At 66.9% G+C, this 15,028-nt stretch carries 11 protein-coding genes and 1 pseudogene; 4 read left to right on the top strand and 8 right to left on the bottom strand.

Annotated elements, in window-relative coordinates:
* Positions 1 to 74 precede the first annotated feature (74 nt).
* A complete protein-coding gene (locus tag PSK12I2_RS0113475; protein ID WP_027598827.1) occupies positions 75 to 1,556 on the top strand; it encodes a glucosyltransferase domain-containing protein in 1,482 nt (493 codons plus the stop codon).
* Between the two features lie 105 nt (positions 1,557 to 1,661).
* Here PSK12I2_RS0113475 and PSK12I2_RS0113470 read toward each other — a convergent pair whose 3' ends face one another.
* Complete coding sequence (locus PSK12I2_RS0113470) at positions 1,662 to 3,038, bottom strand: amino acid permease (RefSeq protein ID WP_007161139.1); 1,377 nt, start codon at positions 3,036 to 3,038, stop codon at positions 1,662 to 1,664.
* A gap of 446 nt (positions 3,039 to 3,484) precedes the next feature.
* Here PSK12I2_RS0113470 and PSK12I2_RS0113465 point away from each other — a divergent pair, with 446 nt between their 5' ends.
* Positions 3,485 to 5,752 carry a YgiQ family radical SAM protein gene (locus PSK12I2_RS0113465; protein WP_027598826.1) on the top strand — a complete coding sequence of 756 codons (2,268 nt, stop codon included), beginning with the start codon at positions 3,485 to 3,487 and terminating at the stop codon, positions 5,750 to 5,752.
* A gap of 123 nt (positions 5,753 to 5,875) precedes the next feature.
* A pseudogene (locus PSK12I2_RS23960) lies at positions 5,876 to 6,330 on the top strand (transposase).
* A gap of 93 nt (positions 6,331 to 6,423) precedes the next feature.
* On the opposite strand, the gene PSK12I2_RS0113455 reads toward PSK12I2_RS23960, so the two are convergent.
* The 7 genes from PSK12I2_RS0113455 to urtA form a co-directional block, all read right to left on the bottom strand.
* Positions 6,424 to 7,278, bottom strand: a complete 855-nt coding sequence (locus PSK12I2_RS0113455; protein WP_027598825.1) for a shikimate dehydrogenase — start codon at positions 7,276 to 7,278, stop codon at positions 6,424 to 6,426.
* A gap of 4 nt (positions 7,279 to 7,282) precedes the next feature.
* Positions 7,283 to 7,726 (bottom strand): type II 3-dehydroquinate dehydratase, encoded by a 444-nt coding sequence (gene aroQ, locus PSK12I2_RS0113450; RefSeq protein ID WP_027598824.1) that lies wholly within the window; start codon positions 7,724 to 7,726, stop codon positions 7,283 to 7,285.
* A gap of 146 nt (positions 7,727 to 7,872) precedes the next feature.
* Positions 7,873 to 8,571: an urea ABC transporter ATP-binding subunit UrtE gene (gene urtE, locus PSK12I2_RS0113445; RefSeq protein WP_027598823.1), complete on the bottom strand. Its 699-nt coding sequence runs from the start codon at positions 8,569 to 8,571 to the stop codon at positions 7,873 to 7,875.
* A gap of 99 nt (positions 8,572 to 8,670) precedes the next feature.
* Complete coding sequence (gene urtD, locus PSK12I2_RS0113440) at positions 8,671 to 9,516, bottom strand: urea ABC transporter ATP-binding protein UrtD (RefSeq protein WP_027598822.1); 846 nt, start codon at positions 9,514 to 9,516, stop codon at positions 8,671 to 8,673.
* The gene (gene urtC / locus PSK12I2_RS0113435) at positions 9,513 to 10,592 is read right to left on the bottom strand and encodes an urea ABC transporter permease subunit UrtC (protein WP_027598821.1); all 1,080 of its coding nucleotides are present in this window, start codon (positions 10,590 to 10,592) and stop codon (positions 9,513 to 9,515) included. The genes urtD and urtC overlap by 4 nt, the downstream gene beginning before the upstream one ends.
* Positions 10,589 to 12,157 carry an urea ABC transporter permease subunit UrtB gene (gene urtB / locus PSK12I2_RS0113430; RefSeq protein WP_027598820.1) on the bottom strand — a complete coding sequence of 523 codons (1,569 nt, stop codon included), beginning with the start codon at positions 12,155 to 12,157 and terminating at the stop codon, positions 10,589 to 10,591. Before urtB ends, urtC begins: the two co-directional genes overlap by 4 nt.
* Positions 12,158 to 12,518: 361 nt before the next feature.
* Positions 12,519 to 13,793: an urea ABC transporter substrate-binding protein gene (gene urtA / locus PSK12I2_RS0113425; RefSeq protein ID WP_027598819.1), complete on the bottom strand. Its 1,275-nt coding sequence runs from the start codon at positions 13,791 to 13,793 to the stop codon at positions 12,519 to 12,521.
* A 277-nt stretch (positions 13,794 to 14,070) separates the two neighbouring features.
* On the opposite strand from urtA, the gene PSK12I2_RS0113420 reads away from it, so the two are divergent.
* Entirely contained in the window at positions 14,071 to 15,027 is a 957-nt protein-coding gene (locus PSK12I2_RS0113420; RefSeq protein WP_255211838.1) for an NAD(P)-dependent oxidoreductase, read from the top strand.
* Position 15,028: the final 1 nt, after the last annotated feature.

Raw genomic sequence — 15,028 nt, 5'->3', positions numbered from 1 at the left:
CGCAGCCGGCGCCGCTATCGCTTCGGGTGGTGGCGGCTGCGTCTCCCGTCGAAGCCGGATCCGGATCCGCCGCCATGCCCCAGACGCTCACCCCGGTGCAGACCCGGGCGCTGTTCTTTTCCGCACTGCTGCTGTTCGTCCTGCCCTTCATCCTGGTCGACTTTCCCTATGTCGACGACAACTGGCGCATCCAGCTGGAGAACGGCCCGGAGTGGCGCCAGCAGGGGCGGGTGCTCACCGAGGTCTTCTACCGGCTGCTGACCTTCAGCGGCAGCACCCTCAACCTCTTTCCCCTGCCGTTGCTGATCGCCTGCGCCGCCGCGACCTGGGCCCTGACCGATCTGGCCCGCCACTGCTTCGGCGCGCCGCGACCGACCCAGTGCCTGGCCCTGCTGCCGCTGTGGTTCTCGCCGTTCTGGCTGGGCAACCTGACCTACCAGTACGATGGCCCGACCATGGCCCTGAGTCTGGTGGCGGTGATCTATGCGGCGATCTTTCGCAGTCGCCACACCGTGCTGGCGCTGCTGGTGCCGGCGGCGCTGCTGGCGGCGGCCATCGCCTTCTACCAGGTGGCCCTCAATGTCTTCGTCGGCCTCTGCTGCCTGGAGTTCATCCGCGCCGTGCAACGCCGCGAGGCCCCGGCGCAGGCCCTGCGGCTGGTGCTGCGCCAGGGCCTGCAGTTGCTGCTGGGTTGCGCCCTCTACTTCCTCACCGCCTATCAGCTGATGGCGACCACGCGGCACGCCGGCGTGGGTGGCCAGGTGCTGCCCGAGCTCTGGCATCGGCTGGGCGAGGTGCTGCAGAGCGTCGGCCTGCTGGTCACCCCCGGCAATCTCTGGCTGTGGTGGCTGTTTGGTGGGCTGGCGGCGATCGGCTATGGCCTGGGCGGCCTGACCTATGCCCGCGCCTATGGCCGCCGGGCGCTGCTGCCCCTGCTGCTGTACGGCGCGACGCTGCCGGTGCTGGCCGCCTGCGTGGCCGGCATCACCCTGCTGTTCAGCGATTTCATCCTCGAGGCGCGCACCCTGATGGGCCTGGCGGTCATCCTGACCATGGCCCTGCTGCTGGCCCACGACCTGCTGGAGCGCCTCCAGCCACGGCTGACCTGGCTGCTGGTGCTGCCCGTGCTGTGGATGCTGTCGCTGGCCTATGCCTATGGCCAGGTGCTCTCGGCGCAAAAGACCTTCGAGCGCGGTTTCGTCCAGGAACTGCACCATGACCTCAGCAGCCTTCCGGAGCTGCGGCCGCTCAAGCGGCTGCTCTGGACCGGAGGTCCGCTGGAGGTGGCCTGGCTGCCGCTGGCGCAGAAGACCTTCGAGCAGGTGCCGGTCCTGCCCTTCATCCTCGGCCTGTCGCCGGGCAACTTCATGATCGCCGAACGCCTGCTGGATCTGGGGGTGATCGACGATGCCGACAGCGACAGCTGCACCCAGCGGGTGGCCGTGCCCGGTGCCGCCACGCGACTGGTGGACAATCGCTTCTACGACATCTGGGCGGTGGGCGAGGACGGCTGCATCATCATGAAGCCGCAAAGGCCCTGGGTGCCGTTCGAGTAGAGGGGTAGGTTGGGCTGAGCAGAGCGAAGCCCAACAGCGGTGGTCGAGTTGGGCAGCGTTGGGCTTCGACGATGGAGCCGTCTCAGCCCAACCTACCCGTGGCGATCAGCCGCGGCGCAGCCGGTAGCAGAGGAACAGGAAGGCCAGCCAGACCGGGATGGCATAGACCGAGACGGCGATGCCGGGGATGCGCAGCATCAGCACCAGGATCATGCCGACGAAGGCCAGGCACAGCCAGTTGGCGAAGGGCGACCAGAAGGCCGGGAAGTGCGAGGTGCGCCCGGCCTGGCGCTGGGCGGCGCGGAATTTCAGGTGGGTCAGGCTGATCAGCGCCCAGGCGATCACCAGCGAGGCCACCACCAGCGACATCAGCAGCTCCAGGGCATTCTGCGGCAGCAGGTAGTTGACCACCACGCAGAGCAGGGTCACCGCCGAGGACACCGCGATACCCAGCAGCGGCACGCCACGGCGATTGGTGCGCAGCAGGGCGCGCGGGGCATCGCCCTGTTCGGCCAGGCCGTAGAGCATGCGGCTGGTGCAGTAGACGCCGCTGTTGTAGACCGACAGCGCCGCGGTCAGCACCACGAAGTTGAGCAGGTGGGCGGCGGTGTCGCTGCCGAGCAGGGCGAAGGTCTGCACGAAGGGACTGCCGGCGTAGTCGTCACCGCCGGCGCCGATGCTGCGCACCAGTTCGTCCCAGGGATGCAGCGACAAGAGGATGGTCAGGGCGCCGACATAGAAGATCAGGATGCGCCAGACCACCTGGTTGATGGCCTTGGGGATCACGCTGCGCGGCTGGTCGGCTTCGGCGGCGGTGATGCCCACCAGTTCCAGGCCGCCAAAGGAGAACATGATGATCGCCAGCACGGCGAACAGACCGCTCCAGCCGTTGGGCAAGAAGCCGCCATGACTCCAGAGATTGCTCACCGAGGCCTCGGGACCGCCGCTGCCACTGACCAGCAGCCAGAGCCCGAAGGCCATCATGCCGAGGATGGCCACCACCTTGATCAGCGCGAACCAGAATTCGGTCTCGCCAAAGGCCTTCACGTTGAACAGGTTGATGGCGTTGACCAGCACGAAGAACACCAGGGCGCTGGCCCAGGTCGGCACCTCGGGCCACCAGTACTGCACGTACTTGCCCACTGCGGTGAGTTCCGACATGCCCACCAGCACATAGAGCACCCAGTAGTTCCAGCCGGAGAGAAAGCCCGGGAAGCGGCCCCAGTAGCGACTGGCGAAGTGGCTGAAGGAGCCGGCGACGGGTTCCTCGACGATCATCTCGCCGAGCTGGCGCATGATCAGGAAGGCGATGAAGCCGGCGATGGCGTAGCCGAGGATCATCGCCGGACCGGCGGATTTCAGCACCCCGGCCGAGCCGAGGAACAGACCGGTGCCGATGGCTCCGCCGAGGGCGATCAGCTGTATATGACGATTCTTCAGGCCGCGCTGCAACTGGCCGGCGGCGGGTTGGGGCTGGGACATGGACGGGGGCGTCTCGGTGGTGAAGGGGAGCGGGCGGCTATGGTAGCACTCCTGTCGAGTTGGGCCGCTGAGTGGACTTTCCCTCACTCCGTCCCTCTCCCGGAGGGCGAGGGGGAAGAGCATGCTGCCGTTGGGTAGCGTTCCTCGGTCCTCTCTGGGGAGAAGGGGGCAGCTACGCGTGGACAAGGCTGCGCCGTTATCCACCCTACGGCTGAAGGGCATTGCCGATGGGCTTCCCTAGCCCCGACCCTCTCCCCAAGGGAGAGGGGGACGACTAGCTGCGCGGTGTGCTTTTGCCCCCTCTCCCCCGGGGAGAGGGTTGGGGTGAGGGCGGGTCCAGAGCCACCGTCGATAGCCAAAGGCAATCGATGTCCGGGGGCTGAACTGGTCATTTTTTGTGCTATTCTTCGCGCCCTCCTAAAAACCCCCCTTTCCCGGAAGCTGCCATGCAAGCCGCCACGCCGCTGTTCGACTATCCGAAATACTGGGCCGAGTGCTTTGGTCCTGCACCCTTCCTGCCCATGAGTCGGGCGGAGATGGAGCAACTCGGCTGGGACAGCTGCGACATCATCATCGTCACCGGGGACGCCTACGTCGATCATCCGTCCTTTGGCATGGCCATCATCGGCCGGCTGCTGGAGGCCCAGGGCTTCCGCGTGGGCATCATCGCCCAGCCGGACTGGCAGTCGAAGGACGACTTCATGAAGCTCGGCGAGCCGAATCTGTTCTTCGGGGTGGCCGCGGGTAACATGGACTCCATGATCAACCGCTACACCGCGGACAAGAAGGTCCGGTCCGACGATGCCTATACCCCGGGCAACGTCGCCGGCAAGCGACCGGATCGCGCCAGCCTGGTCTACAGCCAGCGCTGCAAGGAGGCCTACAGCCACGTGCCGATCGTGCTCGGCGGCATCGAGGCCTCGTTGCGCCGGATCGCCCACTACGACTACTGGCAGGACAAGGTCCGCCGCTCGATCCTGATGGACGCCACCGCCGACATCCTGCTCTATGGCAACGCCGAGCGGGCGGTGGTGGAGATCGCCCAGCGCCTGTCGCGTGGCGAGCGCGTCGAGTCCATCACCGATGTGCGCGGCACCGCCTTCATCCGTCGCGATACGCCCGAGGGCTGGTTCGAGGTCGACTCGACCCGCATCGACCGTCCCGGTCGCGTCGACAAGATCATCAATCCCTATGTGAACACCCAGGACACCGAGGCCTGCGCCATCGAGCAAGCCAAGGGTGAGGTTGAGGATCCCAACGAAGCCAAGGTGGTGCAGTTGCTGGAAAGCCCGCGCATGACCCGCGACAAGACGGTGATCCGCCTGCCGTCCTTCGAGAAGGTGCGCAACGACCCGGTGCTCTATGCCCACGCCAACCGCGTGCTGCACCTGGAAACCAACCCGGGCAACGCCCGGGCGCTGGTACAGCGGCATGGCGACGTGGACGTCTGGTTCACGCCGCCGCCCATTCCCATGACCACCGAGGAAATGGACTACGTGTTCGGCATGCCCTATGCGCGCGTGCCGCACCCGGCCTATGGCAAGGAAAAGATCCCGGCCTACGAGATGATCCGTTTCTCGGTGAACATCATGCGTGGCTGCTTTGGTGGCTGCACCTTCTGCTCCATCACCGAGCACGAAGGCCGGATCATCCAGAATCGCTCCCATGACTCGATCATCCGCGAGATCGAGGAGATGCGCGACAAGGTACCGGGCTTCACCGGCGTGGTCTCGGACCTCGGCGGGCCGACCGCCAACATGTACCGTATCGCCTGCAAGGACCCGGAGATCGAGCGCCACTGCCGCAAGCCGTCGTGCGTGTTCCCCGGCATCTGCGAGAACCTCAACACCGATCACTCGTCCTTGATCGAGCTCTACCGCAAGGCGCGGGCGCTGCCGGGGGTGAAGAAGATCCTGATCGCCTCGGGGCTGAGATACGACCTGGCCGTGGAATCGCCCGAGTACGTCAAGGAACTGGTCACCCACCATGTCGGCGGCTACCTGAAGATCGCGCCCGAGCACACCGAGCGCGGTCCGCTGGACAAGATGATGAAGCCCGGCATCGGCAGCTATGACCGCTTCAAGCAGATGTTCGAGAAGTACACCAAGGAGGCGGGCAAGGAGCAGTACCTGATCCCGTACTTCATCGCCGCGCACCCGGGCACCACGGACGAGGACATGATGAACCTCGCCTTGTGGCTCAAACGTAACGGCTTCCGTGCGGACCAGGTGCAGGCCTTCTATCCCTCGCCGATGGCCACCGCCACGGCCATGTACCACTCGGGCAAGAATCCGCTGCGCAAGGTCACCTACAAGAGCGATGGCGTGACCATCGTCAAGAGCGACCAGCAGCGCCGCCTGCACAAGGCCTTCCTGCGCTATCACGATCCCAAGGGCTGGCCGATGCTGCGCGAGGCGCTCAAGGAAATGGGTCGCGCCGACCTGATCGGGCCGGGCAAGCATCAGCTGATCCCGGCCACCCAGCCGGTGGGCGACACCGGTTACCAGAGCGCGCGACGCAAGAATTCCACCCCGGTGGGCAGCAAGAAGGCCGGCACCGGCGCTGGGCGCATCCTGACCCAGCACAACGGCCTGCCGCCCCGCGCCAGCGACGGCAGCAAGGCCTGGGACAAGGGCCAGGAAGGCCAGGCCGCCGGCTACGCCAAGGGCGGTCCGCGCAAGAAGTCGCGGCGCCAGCCGAACATGCCGCGGTAGGGCTCTATCGCGGCCATGGGCCGCTCCTACAGAGAGCGATGCTTTTGTAGGAGCGGCCGCATCGGCGGACCGCCATGGCCGCGATTAAGATCTTGAATTGTCTTCATCACTCAAGGACGAGCGATGTCATCACGTCATGCGGCGCTGCGCAGGGGGCGTGTTTCTCTGCCTGGCCAGCTGTATCTCCTTACCGCCACGACCGTGGAGAGCCAGCCGCTTTTTTCCGATTTTCATCTGGCGTGCACGGCTGCCCGTACCTTTAGCGATCCTTGTCTGCTCAATGACGCCAGGCTGCTTGCCTGGTGTTGATGCCGGATCACGTTCACTGGCTGGTTTCGCTGGGTGAGTGTTTCAGCCTGGAAGAGTTGGTCCTGCGCCTGAAGTCGGCAAGCGCGCGTCGGGTCAATGCGATCCGCAATACCAAAGGGGCTGTGTGGGCGCCGGCCTATCATGACCATGCGCTACGAGCCGAAGAGGATGTGCAGGCGGTGGCCCGCTACATCGTCGCCAATCCGCTAAGGGCGGGGCTGGTGAAGCGGGCGGGTGATTATTCGTTTTGGGATGCGGTGTGGCTGTAGATGGTTGCGCGGAAATTATCGCGGCCATGGGCCGCTCCTACGGGGCATATCGGAGCCTGTAGGAGCGGCCCATGGCCGCGATCAAACGCGCTATCAGCCGCGCAATTCGGCGAAATGGGCCTGCATGCGTTCGGCGTCGGCGGTACGGCCGCTGAAGAGTTCGAAGGCCTTGACCGCCTGGAACACGGCCATGGTGCCGCCGTCCAGGGTGCGGCAGCCGAGGGCGCGGGCCTGGCGCAGCAGTTCGGTTTCCAGCGGGAAATAGATGATCTCGGCGACCCATAGGCCGGGGTGCAGCAACTCGGCCGGCAGTGGCATGCCGGGCAGCTTGGCCATGCCCACCGGCGAGGTGTTGACCAGGCCATCGGCGGCGGCTACCGCGGCGGCCCGGTCGGTGCCGACCGCGGCGCGCCCGGGGCCGAAGTGGCGGGTCAGGTTGTCCACCAGCGCCTGGGCGCGCTCGGCCTCGACGTCGAAGATGAACAGCTGGTCCACCCCCTCGGCGAGCAGGGCATGGGCCACGGCGCTGCCGGCGCCGCCAGCGCCCAACTGCACTACCAGCCGCTTGGCCACGTCCGGCAGGCCGCGGCGAAAGCCTTCGGCGAAGCCCAGGCAGTCGGTGTTGTGGCCCACGGTGCGGCCGTCGGCCAGCACCACGGTGTTCACCGCGCCGATGCCGCGTGCCTCGGGGGAGAGGTCGTCGAGCAGCGGGATGATCGCCTGCTTGCAGGGAAAGGTGATGTTGAGACCGGTGAAGCCGGTGCGCTGGGCGGCCTGCAGCAGCTCGGGCAGGGCGTCGGCGGAGAGGCCGAGCACGTCCAGGTCGATCAGGCGGTAGAGGTATCTGAGGCCCTGGGCGTCGCCTTCGCGTTCGTGCATGGCGGGCGTCAGCGAAGCCTGGATGCCGGCGCCGATGAGGCCGGCGAGAACGGATTTGGGTGCGGTCATGGCGTTAGTTTCCCTGGTGGGCGATGAGGGCGCTGATGGCGGCGCGATACCCCTGGCTGCCGAGGCCGCAGATCACGCCGACGGCGATGCCCGAGACATAGGAATGGTGACGGAAGGCTTCGCGGCGATGCACGTTGGACAGGTGCACCTCGTAGACCGGCAACTCGCTGGCCACCAGGGCATCGCGCAGGGCCACCGAGGTGTGGGTCCAGGCGGCGGGATTGATCACCACCCCGGCATAGGCGACGCGGGCCGCGTGGATCCAGTCGAGCAATTCGCCTTCGTGGTTGGTCTGGCGGAAATCCACCTCGTACCCCTCGGCGGCGGCGGTCTCGGCACACAGCCGGGCGACGTCGGCCAGGGTCTCGTGGCCGTAGGTGGCGGGTTCGCGGGTGCCGAGCAGGTTTAGGTTGGGTCCGTTGAGGACCAGGATGCGACGGGAGGACATGACAGCCTTCTCTCTTGGGGTCTTGCCGGGCAGGCGCTGCCCGGCGCTGGAGAGAAAATGTACCAGTCGGTTAATTTCGTCAATCGAGGCGAACGGGCGGGCGGCCGAGCAGGTCGCGGAAGCGTTCGATTATCGACCCTGGTGGCTCAGATCGCCACCAGTCCCCGTACCCCTTCGGCCTCCATGTCGGCGCCGCGACCGCGCTGGACGATCTCGCCACGGGACATCACCAGATAGCCGTCGGCCAGTTCGCTGGCGAAGTCGTAGAACTGCTCCACCAGCAGGATGGCCATGTCGCCACGCTTGGCGAGGTGGGCGATAACGGTGCCGATCTCCTTGATCACCGAGGGCTGGATGCCTTCGGTGGGTTCGTCGAGGATCAGCAGTCGCGGGCGGCTGGCCAGGGCGCGGCCGATGGCCAGTTGCTGCTGCTGGCCGCCGGAGAGGTCGCCGCCGCGGCGCTGGCGCATCTGCCGCAGCACGGGGAAGAGCTCATAGATGGACTCGGGCACCTCGCGGGCCTCCCGGGCGGGAAAGCGCGACAGGCCCATGAGCAGATTTTCCTCGACGGTGAGGCGCGGAAAGATCTCGCGGCCCTGGGGCACGTAGGCAATGCCGGCTTGCACCCGCTGGTGCGGCTTGCGACTGGTGATGTCCTGGCCTTCCCAGGTGACGCTGCCGCGCTTGGCCGGGATCAGGCCCATGAGGCAGCGCAGCAGGGTGGTCTTGCCGACGCCGTTGCGGCCGAGCAGGCTGGTGACCTCGCCGATGGGGGCGTCGAAGGACAGGCCACGCAGGATGTGGCTGCCGCCGTAGTACTGATGGAGTTCGTTGACCTGGAGCATGGGGGCCTCGGGAAGGTTCTATCGCGGCCATGGGCCGCTCCTACGGATAGGGTGCCGCTCGTGGCCATGGCCGCGATGCGCATTCTCAAGTCAGGGGCGCTAGCGCCCCAGATACACCTCGATCACCTGGTCGTTGGCCTGGACCTGGTCCAGCGAGCCTTCGGCAAGGACGTGGCCCTGGTGCAGCACGGTGACGTGGTCGGCGATGCTGCCGACGAAGCCCATGTCGTGCTCCACCACCATCAGCGAGTGCCTGGGCACCAGCGACTTGAACAGCTCGGCGGTGAATTCGGTCTCGGCGTCGGTCATGCCGGCCACGGGTTCGTCGAGCAGCAGCAGTTGCGGCTCCTGCACCAGCAGCATGCCGATCTCGAGGAATTGCTTCTGGCCGTGGGAGAGCAGGCCAGCGGTGCGGCCGCGGGATTCCTGCAGGCGGATGGTGGTGAGCACCTCTTCCAGGCGGTCGCGCTGTTCGCCGGAGAGGCGCGCGCGCAGGCTGGCCCAGACCGACTTGTCGGTCCGTTGCGCCAGCTCGAGGTTTTCCCAGACCGTCAGGGCCTCGAACACCGTGGGCTTCTGGAACTTGCGACCGATGCCGGCCTGGGCGATTTCCACCGGTTGCAGGCGGGTCAGGTCCAGGGTCTCGCCGAACCAGGCGCTGCCGCGGTCGGGGCGGGTCTTGCCGGTGATGACGTCCATCATGGTGGTCTTGCCGGCGCCGTTGGGGCCGATGATGCAGCGCAATTCGCCGACGCCGATGTAGAGGTTGAGGTCGCGCAGGGCCTTGAAGCCATCGAAGCTGACCTCGATGCCTTCCAGGCTGAGGATGGTGCCGTGGCGGGTATCCAGGCCCGTGCCGGCGCGATGGCCGAGACCGCTGGCTTCGGCGCCGATGCCGGCATCGAGCACTTCCGCGGCGGTGGGAGGTACGGGGGCGGCTTTCATGCGTCGCGCTCCTTCTTGATGAGGCCGATCACGCCACGCGGCAGATAGAGGGTGACGACGATGAACAGGGCGCCGAGAAAGAACAGCCAGTATTCGGGGAAGGCCACGGTGAACCAGCTTTTCGCGCCGTTGACGATGCCGGCGCCGAGCACCGGGCCGATCAGGCTGCCGCGTCCGCCGAGGGCGACCCAGATGGCCGCTTCGATAGAGTTGGTGGGGGCCATCTCGCTGGGGTTGATGATGCCCACCTGGGGTACGTAGAGCGCCCCGGCCAGGCCGCAGAGCACCGCCGACAGTACCCAGACGAACAGCTTGAAGCCGCGCGGATCGTAGCCGCAGAAGGTCACTCGATTCTCGGCGTCACGGATCGCCGTGAGGATGCGGCCGAACTTGCTCTGCGCCAGGCGCCAGCCCAGCCAGAGGCTGGCCACCAGCAGGGCCACGGTGAGCAGGAAGAGCACCGCCCGGGTGCCCTGGGCGGCGACCGGAAAGCCCAGCAGGGTGGTGAAGCCGGTGAAGCCGTTGTTGCCGCCGAAGCCGGTCTCGTTGCGAAAGAACAGCAGCATGCCGGCAAAGGTCAGCGCCTGGGTCATGATCGAGAAGTAGACGCCCTTGATCTTCGAACGGAAGGCGAAGAAGCCGAACGCCAGGGCCAGCAGACCGGGGGCCAGCACCGCCAGGCACAGCGCCCAGAGGAAGTGGTCGGTGCCGGCCCAGAACCAGGGATAGCGGGTCCAGGAGAGAAAGCTCATGAACGGCGGCAGACCGTCACCGGCGGCCTGGCGCATCAGGTACATGCCCATGGCGTAGCCGCCCAGGGCAAAGAACAGCCCGTGGCCGAGGGAGAGCATCCCGGCATACCCCCAGACCAGGTCCAGCGCCAGGGCGACGATGGCGTAGCAGAGGATCTTGCCCACCAGGGTGAGGGTGTAGGCCGAGACCTGGAAGGGGTTGTCGGCCGGCAGCAGGGACAAGAGCGGCAGGGCGATCAGCACGGCGAGGGCCAGGCCGAGCACGGCCAGGCTCAGGCGCGGGCCGACCTTCTGCACAGCGGTAAGCGCGAGTGGCTGGTTCAATCGATGACCCTCCCCTTGAGGGCGAACAGGCCCTGGGGCCGCTTCTGGATGAACAGGATGATCAGGCCGAGGATGAGGATCTTGCCCAGCACGGCGCCGATCTGGGGTTCGAGGATCTTGTTGACGATGCCCAGGCCGAAGGCCGCCAGCACGCTGCCGGCCAGTTGGCCGACGCCGCCGAGCACCACTACCAGGAAGGAGTCGATGATGTAGCTCTGGCCAAGGTCCGGACCGACGTTGCCGATCTGCGACAGGGCCACGCCGCCGAGGCCGGCGATGCCGGAACCGAGGCCGAAGGCGAGCATGTCGATGCGACCCGTCGGTACCCCGCAGCAGGCGGCCATGTTGCGGTTCTGGGTCACGGCGCGCACGTTGAGGCCCAGGCGGGTCTTGTTCAGCAGGGTCCAGGTGAGGATCAGCACGAAGACCACGAAGCCGAGGATGATCACCCGGTTCCACGGCAGGAGCAGGTTGGGCAGCACCTGGATGCCGCCGGACAGCCAGGCCGGGTTGGCCACCTCGACGTTCTGGGCGCCAAACAGCACCCGCACCGCCTGGATCAGCATCAGGCTGATGCCCCAGGTGGCCAGCAGGGTTTCCAGCGGGCGGCCATAGAGGTGGCGGATCACGGTGCGCTCCAGCGCCATGCCGATGGCGGCGGTGACGGCGAAGGCCACCGGCAGCGCCAGCAGCGGGTACCAGGCCAGCCATTCGGGCGCCAGGCGTTGCAGGGTCAGCTGCACCACATAGGTGCTGTAGGCGCCGAGCATCAGCATCTCGCCGTGGGCCATGTTGATGACGCCGAGCAGGCCATAGGTGATGGCCAGACCCAGAGCGGCCAGCAGCAGGATGGAGCCGAGCGACAACCCGGTGAAGGCCTGGCCGAGCAGGTCGCCCAGCAGCAGCTTGCGGTCCACCTGGGCAAGGCCGGTGGCAGCGGCCTTGCGGACGTCTTCGTTGGCTTCCACGGCCGGATCGAGCAGGGCCTGCAGGCGGGTCTTGGCCTGGGGCTCGCCAGATTCGCCGAGCAGCCGCACCGCGGCCAGGCGCACGGCGGGATCGGGGTCGGTCAGCTGCAGATTGGCCAGGGCGGCGGCAAGGGCGCCTTTGACGTCCTTGTCGGCTTCGCTCTGCAAACGCTTTTCCAGGAAGGCACGCTGCTCGGGCTTGGCCTCCTGGCGCAGGGCCAGGGCGGCGGCCAGGCGCACGCTGGCATCGGGCGACAGCAGCCCGCCGCTGGCCTGGGCGGCGCCGATGAGGATGCGCAGGCGGTTGTTCAGGCGTACCGGCTTGGGTGTGCCGGTGGGAGTGGCGGCGTCGTCTTCGGCGGCGCTGTAGCTGTCGCCGGTCTTGTAGAAGGGCCGCTTGTCTTCATCGACATAGAAGCGGCCGTCCTGCAGTGCCTGGAGCACCGGGAGCTGGGCGGGATCGGGCGCGGCGGCCCAGTCCTGGAGGAGTTTGGCCTGGTCGTTGGCGCTGGCGGCGGCCAGGTCGGCGGCGGGGCCGGCCTGGGCGGTGCCCATGAGCAGCAACAGCAGGGGCAGTAGAAAAAGGCGTAGGGACATACTCGGCCTCGTCGGTGGGTAAAGGCTCCTGCACGGCGTCTCCGGGAGAGGGCGGGCGTGGCCTCGTTTCTGGTGCCGGCGCCCGGCGGTCTGGCCGGGTGCGCTGGCGGGCCCTCATCCCAGCCCTCTCCCAGGGGGAGAGGGGGCGGAGCGGAGCGTTGCTGTTGCGGGCGCTTCCGGTTTTGGCGGGCAGCGCCTTGGCCCTCTCCCTAGGAGAGAGGAGGAAGAGCTGATGGCCTTAGAGCGTCTCTTGCCCCTCACCCCAACCCTCTCCCCAGGGGGGAGGGGGCAAGAGCTACAAGCTGAGCGGCGTTTTGCTCCCCTTCCCTCGGAGTGAGGGGCCGGGAGTGAAGGCTGGCCGTTACTGGCCGCTCTTCACCGGTTCGTCGGACTTCTTGTCGTTGCCGGGGATGTAGGGGCTCCAGGGCTGGGCGCGGACCGGGCCCTCGGTCTGCCAGACGACGTTGAACTGGCCGTCGTCCTGGACCTCGCCGATCATCACCGGCTTGTGCAGGTGATGGTTCTTCTCGTCCATCTTCACGGTGTAGCCGTCCGGCGCGGCGAAGGTCTGGCCGGCCATGGCCTTGCGCACCTTGTCGACGTCGGTGCTGCCGGCCTTTTCCACCGCCTGGGCCCACATGTGGATGCCGATGTAGGTGGCTTCCATGGGGTCGTTGGTCACGGCGGTCTGGTAGTTGGGCAGGTTCTTGGCCTTGGCGTAGGCCTTCCAGGCCTCGACGAACTTCTTGTTCACCGGGTTATCCAGCGACTCGAAGTAGTTCCAGGCGGCCAGCTGGCCCACCAGCGGCTTGGTGTCGATGCCGCGCAGTTCTTCCTCGCCCACCGAGAAGGCCACTACCGGCACGTCGGTGGCCTTCAGGCCCTGGTTGCCCAGTTCCTTGTAGAAGGGCACGTTGGAGTCGCCGTTGATGGTGGAGACCACCGCGGTCTTGCCGCCGGCGGAGAACTTCTTGATGTTGGCGACGATGGTCTGGTAATCGCTGTGGCCGAAGGGGGTGTAGACCTCTTCGATGTCCTTGTCCTGCACGCCCTTGCTGTGCAGGAAGGAGCGCAGAATCTTGTTGGTGGTGCGCGGATAGACGTAGTCGGTGCCCAGCAGGAAGAAGCGCTTGGCACCGCCGCCTTCTTCGCTCATCAGGTATTCCACTGCCGGGATGGCCTGCTGGTTCGGCGCCGCGCCGGTGTAGAAGACGTTGGGCGACATCTCTTCGCCTTCGTACTGCACCGGGTAGAACAGCAGGCCGTTGAGTTCTTCATAGACCGGCAGGACCGATTTGCGCGAGACCGAGGTCCAGCAGCCGAAGGTGACCGCGACCTTGTCCTGGGTCACCAGCTGGCGCGCCTTCTCGGCGAACAGCGGCCAGTTGGAGGCCGGATCCACTACCACGGGTTCCAGCTTCTTGCCCAGTACCCCGCCCTTGGCGTTGATCTCGTCGATGGTCATCAGCGCCATGTCCTTGAGCGAGGTCTCGGAGATGGCCATGGTGCCGGACAGCGAATGCAGGATACCGACCTTGATGGTGTCCGCGGCGTGGGCGGCACTCCAGGGAAACAGGCCGCTCATGAGCAGGGCGGAGGCGGCAAGGGTGGTCTTCAGTAGAGGGCGGCGCTTCATGCGAAAGGCTCCTGAGCGAACGTGCGCTGTTGTTGGGCTGGACTGCTGGCCAGCCAGGGCGCCTTTTCAGGAACTGTGCCAGGCGTCGGCGAGACGCATAGGGACTGGCGCCTCGGCCTCGGCGGTGACTTCGCGGTCGGTCGCCTTGCACCAGTCTGGGGCTGGGCAGTGCCCTTGAATCGCGCCTTTGCACGATGCTGGTGCCTCTGGCTCACGTTGCCTTTTGCGCAACATGAAAGTCCGAATGCCGTATTGGTGGTGATGCCTGGGGCCTCCCATACTCGATCGCCAAGGAGCCGGCCACCGGGTCGGTCACCGCCAATTCGAAGCAGAGGAACAAGGCATGGGCAGGCAGGTCGGGGTCATCGGACTCGGCAACATGGGCGGCAACATGGCGATCACCCTGGCGCGCAAGGGCGTGACCGTCACCGGACTGGATCCTTCCAGCGCCGCCTGCGAGCGGGTCGCCGCCCAGGGCGTGGCCATCGCCGGCGACCTGGCGGCCCTGGCCGCCAGCAGCGACGTCATCGTGCTGTCGCTGCCCAAGGCCGAGCATGTCGAGGCCGTGTGCCTGGGCGAGGCGGGTCTGGTCAGCCGCGTGCGACCGGGCACCGTGGTGGTCGACACCACTACCTCCACCCCGGAGACCAGTCGCCGGGTGGCGGCGGCCTTCGCCGAGGTCGGCGCCGACTTCCTCGATGCCCCGGTTTCCGGCGGCCCCGCCGGTGCCGCGGCCGGCACCATGACCATGGTGATCGGCGGTAGCGAGGCGGCCCTGGCCAAGGCGCTGCCGGCGCTGGAAGCCATGAGCGCGACCCGGGTGCATATCGGCGCCGTGGGTGCCGGCAACATCGCCAAGATCGCCAACAACCTCCTGGCCGCGGCGCACCTGATCACCACCGCAGAAGCCGTCACCATGGCCGCCCGTGCCGGCGTCGCCCCGGAAAAGCTGCTCGAAGGCATCAATGCCGGTTCCGGGCGCAGCGCCGCCAGCCAGGGCATGTTCCCCACCTGGGTGCTGAACAAGGCCTACGACTCCGGCTTCACCATGGGCCTGATGCGCAAGGACGTGGGCCTGGCCCAGCAGCTCATCGCCGAACTCGGCCTCGACCTGCCACTGGCCGCGGCTACGGCCCAGGCCTGGAAGGCGAGCGCCGAGACCCTGGCCGATGGCGAGGATTTCTGCGCCATCGCACGACGCACCAGCGAAGACCTGTTCGGCAAGGGGGAATGAT

The sequence above is a fragment of the Pseudomonas sp. MOIL14HWK12:I2 genome (assembly GCF_000510745.1).
Classification (GTDB): Bacteria; Pseudomonadota; Gammaproteobacteria; order Pseudomonadales; family Pseudomonadaceae; genus Chryseomonas; species Chryseomonas oryzihabitans.
This window is presented reverse-complemented; position numbering and strand designations above follow the sequence as displayed.